Source organism: Corallococcus terminator, from assembly GCF_003611635.1.
Lineage (GTDB): Bacteria > Myxococcota > Myxococcia > Myxococcales > Myxococcaceae > Corallococcus > Corallococcus terminator.
Map to the genome: position 1 here is coordinate 1 of NZ_RAVZ01000035.1, position 16,956 is coordinate 16,956.

At 68.9% G+C, this 16,956-nt stretch carries 6 protein-coding genes; 3 read left to right on the forward strand and 3 right to left on the reverse strand.

Going from position 1 to position 16,956, the window contains the following annotated elements:
* Positions 1 to 172 precede the first annotated feature (172 nt).
* From D7V88_RS07820 to D7V88_RS07830, 3 genes are all read right to left on the reverse strand, one after another.
* Positions 173 to 376, reverse strand: a complete 204-nt coding sequence (locus D7V88_RS07820) for a cold-shock protein (RefSeq protein WP_120530976.1) — start codon at positions 374 to 376, stop codon at positions 173 to 175.
* 190 nt (positions 377 to 566) lie between these two features.
* Positions 567 to 770, reverse strand: coding sequence for a cold-shock protein (locus tag D7V88_RS07825; RefSeq protein WP_120530977.1), 204 nt, complete (start codon positions 768 to 770; stop codon positions 567 to 569).
* A gap of 122 nt (positions 771 to 892) precedes the next feature.
* Positions 893 to 2,749, reverse strand: coding sequence for a M2 family metallopeptidase (locus D7V88_RS07830; RefSeq protein WP_120539980.1), 1,857 nt, complete (start codon positions 2,747 to 2,749; stop codon positions 893 to 895).
* Between the two features lie 196 nt (positions 2,750 to 2,945).
* On the opposite strand from D7V88_RS07830, the gene D7V88_RS07835 reads away from it, so the two are divergent.
* The 3 genes from D7V88_RS07835 (at position 2,946) to D7V88_RS07845 (ending at position 16,947) form a co-directional block, all read left to right on the forward strand.
* Entirely contained in the window at positions 2,946 to 4,061 is a 1,116-nt protein-coding gene (locus tag D7V88_RS07835; protein WP_120539981.1) for a single-stranded-DNA-specific exonuclease RecJ, read from the forward strand.
* 30 nt (positions 4,062 to 4,091) lie between these two features.
* Positions 4,092 to 4,631: a thioredoxin-like domain-containing protein gene (locus tag D7V88_RS07840; protein WP_120539999.1), complete on the forward strand. Its 540-nt coding sequence runs from the start codon at positions 4,092 to 4,094 to the stop codon at positions 4,629 to 4,631.
* A gap of 193 nt (positions 4,632 to 4,824) precedes the next feature.
* Positions 4,825 to 16,947 carry a non-ribosomal peptide synthetase gene (locus tag D7V88_RS07845; RefSeq protein WP_120539982.1) on the forward strand — a complete coding sequence of 4,041 codons (12,123 nt, stop codon included), beginning with the start codon at positions 4,825 to 4,827 and terminating at the stop codon, positions 16,945 to 16,947.
* Positions 16,948 to 16,956 lie beyond the last annotated feature (9 nt).

Sequence of the window (16,956 nt, forward strand, 5' to 3'; positions counted from 1 at the left end):
GGGTGGTGGACGTGGCGCAGCCGAGGGCGGCCACCAGCGGGAGGAAGCGCAGGCGCGAGACGCGCGAGGTAGGGGCGGGCATGCGGGCTCCGGAAAATACAAAAGGCCCGACCCGGGAGGATCGGACCTTCTGTGGGTGCATCAGGACGTCGTCACGAAGACGACGACGCGCTCAGATCGGGCGAACGTTCTGCGCCTGCAGGCCCTTGGGGCCGCGGGCGACGTCGAACTCCACCTTCTGGCCTTCGGCCAGCGAGCGGAAGCCATCCGCCTGGATCGACGTGTGGTGGCAGAAGAGATCCTCGCCCCCGCCGTCCTGCGTGATGAAACCGAAGCCCTTCGCATCGTTGAACCACTTCACGGAACCGGTAGCCATTGCCTTGCTCTTCTTTCATCACGGAGAGGCAGAGACGCCTTCCGGTCCTTACAGAGAATCAACCCTACAAGACGGGCGCACACTAAACACCGGTCCGGTCGGAAGTCCACCCCCCAAAATACAGAAGGCCCGACCCTGGGGGGACGGACCTTCTGGGGTGCTGCAAGAAGTCGTCAGGATGACGACAGGCTCAGATCGCGCGAACGTTCTGCGCCTGCAGGCCCTTCGGGCCCTTGGTCACTTCGAACTCCACCTTCTGGCCTTCGGCCAGCGAGCGGAAGCCGTCCGCGTTGATCGCGGTGTGGTGGCAGAACACGTCCTCGCCGCCGCCGTCCTGGGTGATGAAGCCGAAGCCCTTCGCATCGTTGAACCACTTCACGGTACCGGTCGCCATTGCCTTGTTCTTCTTTCATCTCGGACAGGGAGAGTCGCCGTCCGGTCCCACAGAGAGTGATCCCTACAAGACAGCAGGCAGCCTAAACGTCCGTCCCGGAAGCTGTCTACTCCCTGTTCACGTCACCAGCCGCACTTCTGGCCCTTGTTCTGTTCCTGGAGCCAGCGTCGCAGGGGAGCGAAGTATTCCAGCATGGGCGTGGCGTCCATCTGCCTGCCGCCCGTCATGGCGGCCAGCGCCTCCGGCCAGGGCTTGCTCGCGCCCAGCTCCAGCATCGCCTGGAGCCGCTGCCCCGCCGCCTTGTTGCCGTAGACGGAGCACTCGTTGAGGGGGCCCTGGATGCCGGCCGCTTCGCACAGCGACTTGTGGAACTGGAACTGGAGGATGCGCGCGAGGAAGTAGCGCGTGTACGGCACGTTCGCGGGCACGTGGTACTTGGCGCCCGGGTCGAAGTCCTGCTCCGTGCGGGCCGACGGCGCGCTCAGGCCCTGGTACTTCTGGCGCAGCGCCCACCACGTCTTGTTGTAGTCCGCCGGCTTCACCTTCCCGCTGAAAACATCCCAGCGCCACTGGTCCACCAGCAGACCGAAGGGCAGGAAGGCCACCTTCTCCAGAGCGTCCTTGAGCTGGAGGTTGATGACGTTCTTGTCGTTCTTTTCCACCGCGTTCAGCAGGCCCGCCTGCTGGAGGTAGGCCGGGGTGATGGAGAGCGTGAGCGCGTCGCCAATGGCCTCGTGGAAGCCGTCGTTCGCGCCAGCCTGAAAGAGGACGGGGAGCTTGTAGTAGTACGAGTAGTAGTAGTCGTGTCCCAGCTCGTGGTGGATGGTGACCAGGTCCTCCTCGGTGGGCTTGATGCACATCTTGATGCGCACGTCGTTTTCGTACGTCACGTCCCAGGCGGAGGCGTGGCAGACGACGTCGCGGTCCTTCGGCTTGGTGAACTGCGAGCGCTCCCAGAAGGTCGGCGGCAGCGGCTTGAGGCCCAGCGAGGTGAAGAACTTCTCGCCCAGGCGCACCATCTTCTGCGCGTCATAGCCCTGCTTCACCAGCGCGGCGTCCACGTCCAGGCTGGCCTGCCCGGGGAACGGCTCCACCAGCGGGTAGATGTTGTTCCACTCCTGCGCCCACATGTTGCCCAAGAGGTGCGCGGGGATGGGCTTGCCAGCGGGCACCTTCGCCTCGCCGTACTGCTTCGCGAGCCGGCCGCGCACGTAGCAGTGCAGCTCGTCGTACATGGGCTTGACCTGGCCCCAGAGGCGCTGGGCCTCCTTCTCGAAGTCGGCGGGCGGCATGTCGTACCCGGACCGCCACAGCGTGCCCAGGTCGTTGAAGCCGATGTCCTTCGCGCCCGCGTTGGAGAGGCTCACGAGCTGGGTGTAGAGCGGGCGCATGGGCCGGCTGATGGCGTGCCAGCCCTGCCACGCATCGAGCAGCGCGGCTTCGTCGCGGCTCTGGGCCATCACGTCGGACAGCTCGCCCAGGTCGCGGCACTTGCCCTTGCCGTCCTTGCCGCAGTACTTGCCCTTGCCGTACATGCCGTCCAGCTTCGCCGCGGTGGCGGCCAGCTCCGAACGCTGGGCGGCGTTCGCCGGGGCGGGCAGCGTCTGGGAGACGCGCAGCAGGTGCAGCAGGCGCGCCGTCTCCGGATCCAGCTTCAGTCCGTCGAAGCGGCGCGAGTCCTTGATGGCGCCGTTGACGTAGGCCATCACCTCTTCGTTGACGGAGGCCGCGTTCCGCTCCGTGTCGTCGGTGATGTACGTGGACTTGATCCACTCGGCGGTGGCCTGCCGGGTCCAGAGCCGCTTCAGGTCCGCGTTCAGCGTCTCGGTGAACTGCTTCGCCTCGGCGGCGGTGGCCTTGGTGGCCGGAGCGGGCGGGGCCGCCTTGGGGGCCGGCTGCGCGCCGGAGGTGGTGGCCGCGAGCGACACGGCGGCCAGGGCCGCGCGCATCAGGGGCTTCGGGAGGAAGGTCCGGGTCATGGGCGCGGACACTAGGGGAACTGGCGGGCCCTCGCACCCGTGAAGTCGGTTCGCCGCGCTGCGTCCATCCGGCGTGCCACGTTGTTTCCTCCTTGAGGGGAACGGCTCTGGAACACCCTCATGGGTCGACCGGAGGGCGACCAGCCGTGACGAGCCGTCCCTGCCGCGCAGCTACAGGGAGTGACAGCTTTGCTTCATGCTGCTCGGACACACCAGGGATGCCAGTTGGCCGGCGCCGGAGCCCGCGCTGGCGGAGGCCCGGCGGTTCCTGGAGGACTGCCGGGGCAAGCACGTGCTGGTCGTCCCGCACCCGACCGCGGATGGATTGGCCTCTGGGGTGTTGATGCTCCGGGCGCTCCAGTCCCTGGGGGCGCGCCCGACAGCCCGGCTGCCAGGCAAGGGAGAGGACCTGCACAGCGAGACCTTCCTGGAGCGCCTGGGCACGGCGCCGGCGGAGGCGCTGGTGGTGTTGGACATGGGCAGCCGCTGGGGTGGGCCGCTGCTGCCGGGGCTGCCCACGCTCGTCGTGGATCGCCATGACCGGCGGGGCGCGAACGGATTTCCCCCCGGGGTCCAGGTGCTGAGCGCGCACGGCCACGAGCCCGTCGCCAACACCAGCGTGCTCACCTACGTCCTGATGTCGCCGTTCGTCGTGCCCGGGCCCCTGGAGTGGCTGGCCGCGCTGGGCACCGTGGCGGCGCTGGGCCCGGATGCGCCGATGCCCTTCCTCAAGGACGCGCTGCGGCGGGCGAAGCGGACGGCGGTGGTGGAGACCGTCTCGCTTTTGAACGCGGCCACGCGTTCGCACCGCGTCGCAACGCCGCTGGCGATGCAGGTGTTGCTGCGCGCGGGGAGCGCGTCGGACATCCTGGAGAGCCGCGTGCTCGGCGTGGATGCGCTGCGCGACTGCCGGCTGGAGGTCCAGCGCGAGGTGGTCCGCTGCGCGAAGACGCCGCCACGCTTCGCGGGCAAGGTGGCCCTGCTGCTGTTCAGCTCCGAGACCCAGGTGCATCCCCTGGTCGCGGTGCGCTGGGCCCAGCGGATGCCCGACCATGTCGTCATCGCCGCGAACACCGGCTACGTGCCCGGCCGCGTGGACTTCACGCTGAGAAGCCGCGCGCCGGTGAACCTCACGGGACTGATAGGCAGCGGCGAGCGTGCGACGCTGGAAGAGACCTCCGAGGAAGGCGACGTCCGGCACGTGGCCAGTGGCCACCTGCCGCCCCCGGACTTCCTGCGCATGCTGGAGGGCATGGGCTTCCGGGGCCTGAACGACCGCGACGTGGAGCGCCGGGGTGTCGCTCCGGGCTGAGCGGTGGATGATTGCGATATGACGGGGTGGATGCTTCGCGCCCTCCCTGCCCTCCTCCTCGCGTTGTGCCTCGCTTGCGACTCCACCTCCGACGACCCGACTCCGGGCGGTGAGGCCTGCGAGCGCTTCTCCTTCCCACTGTCCGCGGTCACCGCGTCCAACCATGTGAGTTCGTGCGGGAGCACCGCGTGCGGCAACGCAGAGAACCCGCCCAACTCCGGCATGCACTGCCCCACGTGGTTGCCTTGCCAGAGCTACACCACGGAGCAGCCGCGCTGCTCATGGCTGCACAACCTGGAGCACGGGCACGCGGTGTTCCTCTACAACTGCCCGGAGGGTTGCGCCGACGAGGTCGCGAAGCTGGAGGCCGCGCAGGCCCGCGCCGCGCAGGGCAGCAACGGGGTGCGCCGCGCACTCGTCGCTCCCGACGCGCAGCTTCCCCAGCGCTTCGCCGCGATGCTGTGGCGCCGCACGTACCTGATGGATTCGGTGGATCCGGACGCCATCGCGTGCCTGCTGGCGTTGCAGGATCAAGACGCGCCCGAGCCCGGCCTGCTCTGCGCTCCCTGAAACAGCCGTAACGCAGGAATGACTTGCATGCGTGTGGGCATCCTCCCCGCCACGGTGGCGTGAGGCGCACGACCTTGCGCGCCTTGCACCAACGTCTCTTTAATTCGAGTCACGCGTCGCCCCTGTTTCATCCGCCTCCGTGTCTCACGCGGTGGCACTGGTCCCCCCACCTCCTGGGGGCCGGCGCGACGACATGACCGATACCGTCGACGCCTCCCCGTCCCCCCGGGGTCTGTCTCCTCGAAACATCGCCGAGGCCTTCGGGACACAGGTCGCCCTGCGGCCCCAGGCCGTCGCCGTCCGTTGTGACGGGCAGCAGCTCACGTACGCGGAGCTGGACGCGCGGGCGAACCGGCTCGCGAATGCGTTGAAGGCGCGGGGCGTGGGACGCGAACAGCCACGGGTGGGCGTGTGTCTGCCACGTTCGGTGGAGCTGCTCGTCGCGCTGCTGGGCATCCTCAAGGCGGGCGGTGCGTATGTCCCGCTGGATCCGGAGTACCCGGCGGAGCGGCTCGACTTCATGGCCACGGATTCGCGCGTGCGCATCATCGTCACGCACGCGGCGCTGGAGTCGCGAATGCCTGTCGGTGACTGGCACGCGCTCTGTCTGGATGCGCACGCGGACACCCTGGCGGCCTTCAGCGAGGCGGCCCCCGACTGCGACGCCGTCGCGGACGACCTGGCATACGTCGTCTTCACGTCGGGCTCCACGGGGCGGCCCAAGGGCGTCTGCGTGCCACACCGGGGCGTGCTGCGGCTGGTGCTGGACGCGGACTACGTGCACCTGGGAGCGGACGAGGTGTTGTTGCAACTGGCGCCCGTCGCCTTCGACGCGTCCACGTTCGAGATCTGGGGCGCGCTGCTCAACGGTGGTCGCGTCGCGGTGTTCTCGCGGGGCGCGTCCGCGCTGGACGAACTGGGCGCCTTCCTGCGCACGGAGCGGGTGACGACGGCGTTCCTCACCACCGGCCTGTTCAACAACCTGGTGGACCTGGGCCTGCCGGGAACGGACACGCTGCGACAGCTCTTCACGGGCGGCGAGGTGATGTCGCTGCCCCACGCCCGGCGCGCCCTGGAGGCCCTGCCCCACACGCGCGTCATCAACTGCTACGGGCCTACCGAAAACACCACTTTCACGAGCTGCCAGCCCCTGCGCTCGCCGCTCGGCTCCGAGCCCGCGCCCATCGGTCACGCCATCTCCGGCACGCGGATGTACGTGCTGGACGACGCGGGCCGCGAGCTGTCCCCGGGCCTCGTGGGCGAGCTGTACACGGGCGGCAGCGGCGTCGCGTGGGGCTACTGGGAGCGCCCCGACCTCACCGCGGAGCGGTTCCTGCCGGACCCCTACAGCACCGAACCGGGCGCGCGCATGTACCGCTCGGGGGACCTCGCGCGGCGGCTCGCGGACGGCGCGGTGGACTTCGTGGGACGCAGCGACCATCAGGTGAAGGTGCGCGGCTTCCGCATCGAGCTGGGAGAGGTTGAAGCGGCGCTGCGGCTCCATGCCTCCGTGCAGGAGGCGGTCGCGCTCGTGCGGGAGGATGTGCCGGGAGACAAGCGGCTGGTCACCTATGTCACGGCCAGCGAACCCCTGACGGCATCCCTGCTGCGGCTCCACCTGAAGGGCCACCTCCCCGCGCACATGCTGCCATCGGCGATCGTCGTGCTGGACGTGATGCCACTCGCCACCAACGGAAAGGTGGAGCGAAGGGCCCTGCCGGATCCCCGCGACTGCCCCGGCGCCGATGACGACTTCGTCGCGCCGGAGACCGCGCTGGAGCGGGCCGTCGCCAGGGTCTGGGCGGACGTGCTGCGCGTGGACGCCGTCAGTGCCACCGCGGACTTCTTCGAGCTGGGCGGGCAGTCGCTCCTGGCCACGCGGGCCATCGCCCGATTGGGGAACCTGCTCCAGCGGCCCGTGGCCCTGCGCACGCTCTTCGAGCATCCCACCCTGCGCGACTTCGCCGCGGCCCTGGAGCGGATCCATCCGGCGTCCGGACACACCGGGGCGCCCATCCCTCCGTGCACGCAGGCGGAGCGGGAACAGCCTTCGTTCTCACAGCAGCGGCTGTGGTTCCTGGATCGCTGGATGCCAGGCTCGCCGCTGTACTCGCTGCCGATGGCGTTCCGGTTGGAAGGGGCACTGGACGTGTCCGTGCTGGAACAGGCCCTCCAGGCTGTCGTGGAGCGACACGAAGCACTGCGCACGACGTTTCCCGGTGACGGGGGCCCCGTGCAGCGTGTCGCTTCGCGCCTGGGTGTGACCCTGGAGTGCGTGGAGTCGCGCTCCGAGGAAGAGACCGCCGGGTGGATGCAGCGTGAGGCGGAGCGACCGTTCAATCTGGCGGAGGGCCCCCTCTTCCGCGCCCGGCTCATCCGGGAGGGGGAACGCCAGCAGGTGCTGGTGCTCAACCTGCATCACATCATCTCCGACGGGTGGTCCTTCGGCGTGTTGTACCGCGAGCTGTCGTCGGAGGTCCGGACGCGGAGCCAGGGGGAGGCCTCCGCGCTCGCGCCGCTGCCGCTCCAGTATCCCGACTACGCGGCGTGGCAGCGCCAGTGGCTCCAGGGCGACGTGCTCCAACGGCAGCTCGGGTTCTGGGAGCAGCAGCTCGCGGGCGTGTCCCACGTGCTGGAGGTGCCCACGGACCGTCCGCGTCCCGCCGTGCAGCGGTTCGAGGGGGCCACCCATCGCTTCAAGGTCCCCGGGGAGCTTCGCCACGCCCTGGACGGCGTGGCACGCCAGGAAGGTGCCACTCTGTTCATGGCCCTGCTCACCGGCTTCCAGGTGTTGCTGTCGCGCTACAGCGGTCAACGTGACTTCGTGGTGGGGACGCCCATCGCCAACCGCACGCGCGAAGAGCTGGAGGGGCTCATCGGCTTCTTCGTCAATACGCTGCCGCTGCGTGTCCGCTTCGAAGGCACGCCCTCCTTCCAGGACGTGCTGCATCAGGTGCGAGACCGCGCGCTGGGGGCCTATGCGCATCAGGACCTCCCGTTCGAGAAGCTGGTCGAAGCCCTCCAGGTCGAACGGGAACAGAGCCGCACGCCGCTCATCCAGGTGCTGTTCGCGCTCCAGAACGCCCCGGCCGGTCAGCTCCAGTTGCCGGGCGTGGCCGTCACCCCGCTGACGCTGGAGACCCGGACCTCCAAGTTCGAGCTGTTCCTGGCGATGGAGGAGGCCGGCGACGGACTCGTGGGGACGCTCGAATACGCCACGGCGCTCTTCGATGCGTCCACCCTCCATCGCCTGTCCGAGCATTACCTCCAGGTGCTGCGGCGCTTCGTGGAAGCCCCCTCCCGGGCCACGGCGGACGCGGTCTTCCTGTCGGAGGCGGAGCAGCGACAGGTGATCCGGGACTGGAACGCGACGGCGCGTCCCTACCCGTTGGACCTGTCCATCGTGGACGCCTTCGCGGCCCAGGTCGCCCTGCGCCCCCAGGCCGTCGCCGTGAGCCATGGCGCCACGACGCTCACCTACGCGGAGCTGGATGCCCGTGCGAACCGGGTTGCCCTTCGGCTGCGCGCGCTCGGGGTCCACCGACGCAAGCCGCAGGTGGGCGTGTGCCTGCCTCGCTCCGTCGATCTCATCGTGTCGTTGCTGGCCATCCTCAAGGCCGGCGGCGCCTACGTCCCGCTGGATCCGGATCATCCGTCGGAGCGGCTCGCCTTCGTGGCCGGGGATGCGCGGCTCGTCGCCATCGTCACCCACGAGGCGCTGGCCTCACGGTTGCCCGGAGGAACCTGGACGCCGGTGTGCCTGGATGCTCCCGACGACACCGTGGAGGGACCGCCTGGATGGGAGGCGGTGTCGTCCGTGGATCTGGCGCACATCCTCTACACGTCAGGCTCCACGGGCCGGCCCAAGGGCGTGTGCATACCGCATCAGGGCGTGGTGCGCCTGGTGCTCAATCCCGACTACGTAAGGTTGGGCCCTGGCGACCGGATGGCGCAGTCCACCACCATCGCGTTCGACCTCTCCACGCTGGAGATCTGGGGCGCGCTGCTCAACGGGGCCACGCTGGTCCTGTTCTCCAGGGATGAGATCATCGACCCGGAGGTGCTGGCGCGCCGCCTCCTGGACGAGCGCATCACGCACATGGTGCTCGCCACGGCCCTGTTCAACCACGTGGCCCGCACGCGTCCGGAGGCCTTCCGGCACCTGACCTGGATGATCTTCGGCGGTGAGGCCGCGGACGTCTCCTGCGTCAACGCGGTGCTCGCGCACGGAGGCCCCGCCGCGCTGATCAACGGCTACGGTCCCACGGAGAACACGTCCTTCAGCACGTGGTTCCGGGTGCCGCATGCGGAAGCCACCTCCGTCCCCATCGGGGGGCCGCTCGCCAACAGCACCGCCTATGTGCTCGACGCCCGACTCCAGGTGGTCCCGCCGGGGGTTGTCGGGGAGTTGTTCGTGGGGGGCGACGGACTGGCGCTCGGGTACTGGGATCGGTCCGCGCTCACCGCGGAGAAGTTCGTTCCCCATCCGTTCAGCGACGTTCGCGGCGCGAGGCTCTATCGCACCGGGGATCTGGTGCGACAGCGGACCGATGGCGTCCTGGAGTTCATCGGGCGCCGCGATCATCAGGTGAAGCTGCGGGGCTTCCGCATCGAACTGGGCGAGGTGGAAGCAGCCCTGCGTCAGCATCCCGCCGTGCACGAAGCACTCGTCATGGTGCGCGAGGATGCTCCGGGCGATCGGCGGCTGGTCGCCTACGTCGCCTCCGCGGACCTCGCGGAGGCGGTGCTGCGAGAATACCTCCAGGCCCGGCTGCCAGAGCACATGGTGCCCGCCGCGTTCGTGGTGATGACGGCGCTGCCCCTGTCTCCCAACGGGAAGATCGATCGGCGGGCGCTGCCGGCACCCGAAACGTCCCCCTCCGTCACCGACGACTTCCTCGCGCCCCGCAGCCCGCTCGAAGCGCGGGTGGCGGACATCTGGGCGTCCGTGCTCGGCGGACGCGAGGTGGGAGCGCATTCCCACTTCTTCGACCTGGGGGGACATTCGCTGCTGGCCACGCAGGTGGTGTCACGCGTGCGCGATGCGCTGGGCGTGTCCCTTCCCGTGCGCGCGCTCTTCGAAGCCCCGCGCCTGGAGGCCTTCGTCCGCGGCGTGGCGCGACTGCTGGACACAGGAAGCCGCGACACCTCGCGCATCCCCCTGCTGCCTCGCGAGGCCGCCCTTCCCCTCTCCTTCGCGCAAGAGCGGTTGTGGTTCCTCGGTCGTCTTCATGAGGCACGGGGCGTCTACAACATGCCCATGGCCCTGCGCCTGGACGGCCCGCTGGACGTCCCCGTGCTGCGCGCCAGCCTTGAGGCCCTCATCCTCCGGCACGAATCCCTGCGCACCACGTTCCCTGAAGGGGACCACCCCACACAGCGCATCCAGGCGGAGCCTGGGCTCGCGTTGGAAGTCCAGCGCATCCAGGCTCATGGACCGGACGATGCGCGGGTCCAGGACCGCCTGAGGCAGGAGGCGGCGGCTCCCTTCGACCTGGAGCACGGGCCGTTGTTCCGGGCGCTGCTGCTCCAGCTCGGAGGCACGTGCTCGGTGCTGGTGCTCAACCTCCATCACATCGTTTCCGACGGATGGTCCCTGGGCGTGCTGTTCCGGGAGCTGTCCGTGGAGTACCGGGCGCGCCTTCAAGGACCACGCACGCAACCGGCTTCGTTGCCCTTGCAGTACGCGGACTACGCGGCATGGCAGCGGCAGTCCCTTCAGGGGGAAGGGCTCCAGCGGCAGCTCGACTTCTGGAAGCAGCAGGTCGCGGAGGCACCGCACGTCCTGGATTTGCCCACGGACCGTCCGCGTCCCGCCGTGCAACGGTTCGAAGGCGCGACCCTGCGCTTCACGTTGGCTTCCTCGCTCCGCCACGCACTGGAGAACGTGGCTCGACAGGAAGGCGCCACGCTGTTCATGACGCTGCTGGCGGGCTTCCAGGTGCTGCTGTCACGCTACAGCGGTCAGCGGGACTTCATCGTCGGCACGCCCATCGCCAACCGCACGCGGGAGGAGTTGGAGGGGCTCATCGGCTTCTTCGTCAACACGCTGCCGCTGCGCGCTCGGCTGGAAGGCTCACCCTCCTTCCGCGACGTGCTGCGTCAGGTGCGGGACCGGGCCCTGGGCGCCTACGCACATCAAGAGCTGCCCTTCGAAAAGCTCGTGGAGGAGCTGCACGTCGAGCGGTCCCTGAGCCACGGCCCCCTGGTGCAGGTGATGTTCGCCCTGCAGAACGCGCCGGGCAGCCTGCCCCAGCTTCCAGGCCTCCAGGTGCAGGCCCTGGAGCTTCAAACCCATACATCCAAGTTCGACCTGAGCCTGATGCTGGAGGAGACAGACGACGGGTTCTCGGGCGCATTCGAATACGCGACCGCGCTCTTCGAGCCGCGCACCGTCGAGCGGATGGCCGACCACTTCCGCCGCCTGCTCGAAGGCGCGCTCCATCAACCCGATGCTTCCATCCACACCCTGCCCTGGCTCTCCAGGGAGGAGCACCACCGCGTCCTGGTGGAATGGAACACCACCGCCCGGCCCTATCCGCGCGACATGTCCCTCGCGCAGGCGTTCGAAGCGCAGGTGGCAGCGCGACCTGGGGCCATCGCCGTGCGTCACGGAGCGCAGGCCCTCACATACGCGGAGCTGGACGTGCGCGCCAACCAGCTTGCTTGGGCCCTCAAGGCGCAGGGCGTGGGGCGAGTGACGCCCAGGGTCGGCGTGTGCCTGCCCCGTGGCATCGACCTCGTCGTGTCGCTCGTCGCCATCCTCAAGGCGGGCGGCGCCTACGTGCCGCTGGATCCGGACTACCCCTCCGAGCGCCTCGCCTTCATGGCGGGTGATGCACGGCTCGTCACGGTCGTGACCCAGGCGTCACACGCGGACGTGGTGCCGGCCGGCGCGTGGTCCATCCTGTGCCTGGATGCACAGGCGGAGGCGTGGACCTCGCGCGACCGGCGCGCGCCTCCGGACGAAGGCTGCGCTGACGACCTGGCGCACATCCTCTACACGTCAGGCTCCACCGGCCAGCCCAAGGGCGTCTGCATCCCGCACCGAGGGGTCGCGCGACTGGTCCTCGACCCGGATTTCCTCCAGGTCCGTCCCGAGGACCGCGTCGCCCAGACCTCCACCGTCGCCTTCGACGCTTCGACCTTCGAGCTGTGGGGGGCCCTGCTCAATGGCGCCACGCTCGTCCTGCTGTCGAAGGAGGAGGTCATCGAGCCCTTGGTGCTCGCCAGGCGGATCCGAGATGAGGGCATCACCATCCTCTTCCTGACGACGGCCCTCCTCAACCACGTTGCTCGCACCGACGCGTCGCTGCTGAAGGGCCTCCGTGGGTTGCTCTTCGGCGGGGAGGCCGCGGATCCAACCTGCATCCGCGCGGTGCTGGCCCACAGTGCTCCGGAGCACCTCGTGAATGCCTACGGGCCCACGGAGAACTCGGCGTACAGCACGTGGTTCTCACCGACTCGGATCGAACCTGATGCGGTGTCCGTGCCCATTGGGCGCCCCGTCTCCAACAGCACCGCGTACGTCTTGGATGAGCACCGCCATCCCGTGGCGCCCGGTGTCGTCGGTGAGCTCTTTGTCGGTGGCGATGGACTGGCATGGGGTTACTGGGAGCGGCCCGAACTCACCGCTGACGCCTTCGTCCCCCACCCCTTCTCCTCCACTCCCGGCGCCCGGCTCTACCGGACGGGCGACCTCGTCCGGCAGCTCCACGATGGGGCATTCGTCTTCGTGGGCCGCCGCGATCACCAGGTGAAGGTGCGTGGCTTCCGCATCGAGCTGGGTGAAATCGAAGCCGTCCTGCGCCGGCACCCTTCCGTGAAGGAAGCCCTTGTCTTGATGCGGGAGGACGCGCCCGGGGACAAGCGGCTGGTTTCCTACGTCACCTTCCGCGAGGCACTGACGGCCAGCGACCTGCGCGCCCACGTCCAGGAACTGCTTCCCAGCCACATGGTCCCCTCGGCGTTCGTGCTGCTCGATGCGCTGCCGATGACGCCGAATGGAAAGGTGGATCGTCGCGCGCTGCCTGCGCCCGTTTCAGAGGAGGGCCCCACCGAAGCGCGGCCCCTGACCGCGCTGGAACAGACGCTGACCACCATCTGGTGCGCGGTGCTCCATCTGTCCCACGTCCGTGTTGACGCGAACTTCTTCGACCTTGGGGGCCACTCGCTGTTGGCCACGCAGGTCGTCTCCCGAATCTCTCAGGCGCTGGGCCTTCCCGTTCCCGTCCGCACCCTCTTCGAGTTCCCCTCCATCGAAGCCCTGGCGAAAGCGTTGGAAACACACACGAAGGACACCGTCCTTCCCGGTCCCGCGATTCGGGCCCTGCACCATGAAGGACCGCCGCCGCTGTCCTTCGCGCAGGAACGCCTCTGGTTCCTGCACCAGTTCCACAACGACCGGGTCGCCTACAACATGCCCCTGGCGTTGCGGTTGGAAGGAGCGCTGGACGTGGCCGCGCTGGAGCACGGACTTCAGGCCCTCGTGGATCGGCATGAATCGCTGCGCACTTCGTTCCCGGGCGATGGCGTTCCAGCACAGCGAATCGCGCCCCGACTCTCGGTGTCGTTCCGTACGGTGGAGGCTCGCTCCGGGGAAGAGGCCGACACCCTCCTGAAGCAGGAAGCGGAGACGCCCTTCGACCTCGCGGAGGGCCCGCTGTTCCGAGCCATCCTGGTGCGCGAGGATGCGCGGCATCACGTGCTGCTGCTCAACCTGCACCACATCGTATCCGACGGATGGTCGCTCGGCGTTCTCTACAAGGAGCTGTCCTCCGAATACCAGGCGCGACAGGCGGGACGGCCTTCGGACCTCGCGCCCCTGCCCGTGCAGTACGCGGACTTCGCGGCATGGCAGCGGCAGTGGCTCCAGGGGGACGTGCTCCAGCGTCGGCTCGATTACTGGAAGCGGGAACTCGAGGACGCACCGAGGCTGCTGGAGCTGCCCACGGACCATCCGCGTCCCTCCGTGCAGCGATTCGCGGGAGCCACCCACGTCTTCAACCTCCCCCGCACCGTGCGCGAGCCCCTGGAGGGCCTGGGTCGCCAGGAGGGCGCCACACTGTTCATGACGCTGCTGGCGGGCTTCCAGGTGCTGCTGTCGCGCTACAGCGGCCAGCAGGACCTCATTGTCGGCACACCCATCGCCAACCGCACGCATGAGGAGTTGGAAGGGCTCATCGGATTCTTCGTCAACACACTGCCCCTGCGCGCCCGGATGGATGGCACCCCTTCCTTCCGCGAAGTCCTGCGCCAGGTGCGGGACCGGGCCCTCGGCGCCTACGCGCATCAGGAGCTGCCCTTCGAGAAGCTCGTGGAGGAGCTGCACGTCGAGCGTGCCCTGGACCACGGTCCCCTGGTGCAGGTGATGTTCACCCTCCAGAACACGCCCGGGACACCACCCCGGTTCCCCGGCCTCCAGGTCGAGGCGCTGGAACTCCAGACCCATACCTCGAAGTTCGACCTCACCCTGGCCGTGACCGAAACACCCGAAGGTCTGAGCAGTGCGTTCGAATACGCGACCGCGCTCTTCGAACACCGCACCATCGAGCGGATGGCCGACCACTTCCGGCGGCTGCTCGAAAGCGCGCTCCATCAACCCGACGCTTCCATCCATGCACTGTCCTGGCTCTCCGAGGAGGAACGCCACCGCGTCCTCGTGGAATGGAACACCACCGCCCGTCCCTACCCACGCGACGCATCCCTCGCGCAGGTGTTCGAAGCGCAGGTGGCAGCGCGACCTGAGGCCATCGCCGTGCGTCACGGGGCCCAGGCCCTCACGTACGCGGAGCTGGATGTGCGCGCCAACCAGCTCGCGTGGGCCCTCAAGGGGCAGGGCGTTGGGCGTGAGACGCGCCAGGTCGGCGTGTGCCTGCCCCGTGGCATCGACCTCATCGTGTCGCTCGTCGCCATCCTCAAGGCGGGTGGCGCCTACGTGCCACTGGATCCGGACTACCCCTCTGAACGCCTCGCCTTCATGGCGGCCGACGCGCGACTGCACCGGATCATCACGGACACGACGCTTGCCCCCCGGATTCCCGCGGACGGTGTCGAAACCCTCCGTATCGACGCGCTGGAGCCCACTTCACACGCGGACTCACCCTTCGATGCTCGCGGTTTCCATCCCGCCGAACCCGCGTACGTCATCTATACGTCCGGATCCACGGGGCGCCCCAAGGGCGTCTGTGTTCCCCATCAGGCCGTGCTGCGACTGGTGATGGACGCGGACTACATCCCGTTCGGTCCGGACGACCGCGTGGCCCAGGCCGCGACGGTGTCCTTCGATGCGTCGACGTTCGAGCTGTGGGGCGCGCTGCTCAACGGCGCCACGCTCGTCCTGTTCTCGAAGGAGGAGATCATCGAGCCCGCGACGCTCGCCCGCGTCCTGCGCGACGAGCGCATCACCGCGCTGTTCCTGACCACGGCCCTCTTCAACCACGTCGCACGCATGGAGCCCACGGCCTTCAATGACCTGTCCACGCTCCTCTTTGGCGGAGAGGCCGTGGATCCGGCCTGCGTCAACCGACTGCTCGCCCACGGTGGGCCTCGTCGGCTGTTGCACGTCTACGGCCCCACGGAGAACACGACCTTCAGCACCTGGCATTCTGTGACAGGGCCCGTCACCGACACCGTGCCCATCGGTCGGCCCGTCTCCAACAGCACGGCGTACGTGCTGGATGCGCACCGCCATCCCGTGGCGCCCGGTGTCGTCGGCGAACTCTTCGTTGGCGGCGACGGCCTCGCCTGGGGCTACTGGGAACGGCCTGAACTCACCGCCGAAGCATTCATCCCCCACCCGTTCTCCACCTCCCCCGGCGCCCGCCTCTACCGCACGGGCGACCTCGTCCGGCAGCTCCACGATGGTGCCCTCGTCTTCGTGGGCCGCCGCGACCATCAGGTGAAGGTGCGTGGTTTCCGCATCGAGCCGGGCGAAATCGAAGCCGTCCTGCGCCAGCATCCTTCCGTGCGTGAAGTCATCGTCCTCGTTCGAGAGGACTCGCCCGGAGACAAGCGGCTGGTCGCCTACGTCACCTTCCGCGAGGCCCTGACCGCCAGCGATCTGCGCACCCATGTGCAAGGGCTGCTTCCCAGCCACATGGTCCCCACCGCGTTCGTGCTGCTCGACTCGCTGCCGCTCAACGCGAACGGGAAGGTGGACCGACGCGCCCTGCCCCAACCCGAAGAGTCCACGCAGGCGGACGACACCGGCGTGGCACCTCGCACGCCCCTGGAGCAACAGGTGGCGGACCTGTGGGCACAGGTCCTCACGCGCACGTCCATCAGCGTCACCGCGAGCTTCTTCGACCTGGGAGGACACTCCCTGCTCGCGGCGCAGCTCGTGTCGAAGCTGTCCGAACACTTCCAGCTCAAGGTCCCCCTCCAGGTCCTCTTCCAGAGCCCGACGGTCGCGGCGCTCGCGCAATGGCTCCAGTCGCGGCTCACACCTGACGCTCCCGGGACCCCGCAGGCCCACGCCCTTCCCGAGGGCGTCGTGCAGCTCCAGCAGGGCCGTGCGGACCTCCCGCCGCTGTGGTGCATGCACCCGGTGGGCGGCACGGTGTTCTGCTACCAGGACCTCGTGCGGGCGCTGGGACCCGAGCGCACCGTCTACGGTCTCCAGGCGCCGGGCGTGAACGGCGAATGCCCACCGCTGGGCAGCATCGAAGCACTCGCGTCGTACCACCTGAACGCGATGCTCCAGTGCCAGCCCAAGGGCCCGCACTACCTCGTGGGCCTCTCGATGGGCGGCACCATCGTCTACGAGATGGCCCAGCGCATGCTGCGGCTGGGCATCCCTCCCGCGCTGCTCGTCTTCCTGGACACGCCCGGCCCCGGCCAGATGCCCACGCGCTTCGAGGACGACGCCGCGCTGCTCGCGGCCATGTTCGGAGATGACACACCGACGCTCGCGCAGCACCTGCGCACGCTGCCGCCGCACGAACAGATGCGCGAAGTCCTGCGGCAGGCCCGCGCGGGAGCGACCGTGCCGGACTCGTATTCGCTCCGGGACCTGGAGGTCTTCCTGGACGTCTGGAAGGCCCACATGCGGGCCCTCTTCAGCTACGAACCGGTGGCCTACGCGGGATGCGCCACCTACCTCCGGGCCCAGGAGCACATCCCGCCCCACCCGCTCCATCCCGAACAACCCTGGCAGGTGCTCGTCCAGCACGGGCTGGAGGTGCTGCCCGTGCCCGGCAACCACCAGACGATGATCGAACCGCCCCACGTCGAAGCCATGGCGAAGCACCTGGCCGACTGCATGCGGCGCATCGAGGCCGGGCCCGCTTCAGCGCCGCGCACCTCCGCCGCGTAGCGAACAAGC

Coding starts and splice junctions, on each gene's coding strand:
- D7V88_RS07825 (WP_120530977.1), bottom strand. CDS start 770: ATGGCGACCGGTACCGTGAAGTGGTTCAACGATGCGAAGGGCTTCGGC.
- D7V88_RS07820 (WP_120530976.1), bottom strand. CDS start 376: ATGGCTACCGGTTCCGTGAAGTGGTTCAACGATGCGAAGGGCTTCGGT.
- D7V88_RS07830 (WP_120539980.1), bottom strand. CDS start 2,749: ATGACCCGGACCTTCCTCCCGAAGCCCCTGATGCGCGCGGCCCTGGCC.
- D7V88_RS07845 (WP_120539982.1), top strand. CDS start 4,825: ATGACCGATACCGTCGACGCCTCCCCGTCCCCCCGGGGTCTGTCTCCT.
- D7V88_RS07835 (WP_120539981.1), top strand. CDS start 2,946: ATGCTGCTCGGACACACCAGGGATGCCAGTTGGCCGGCGCCGGAGCCC.
- D7V88_RS07840 (WP_120539999.1), top strand. CDS start 4,092: ATGCTTCGCGCCCTCCCTGCCCTCCTCCTCGCGTTGTGCCTCGCTTGC.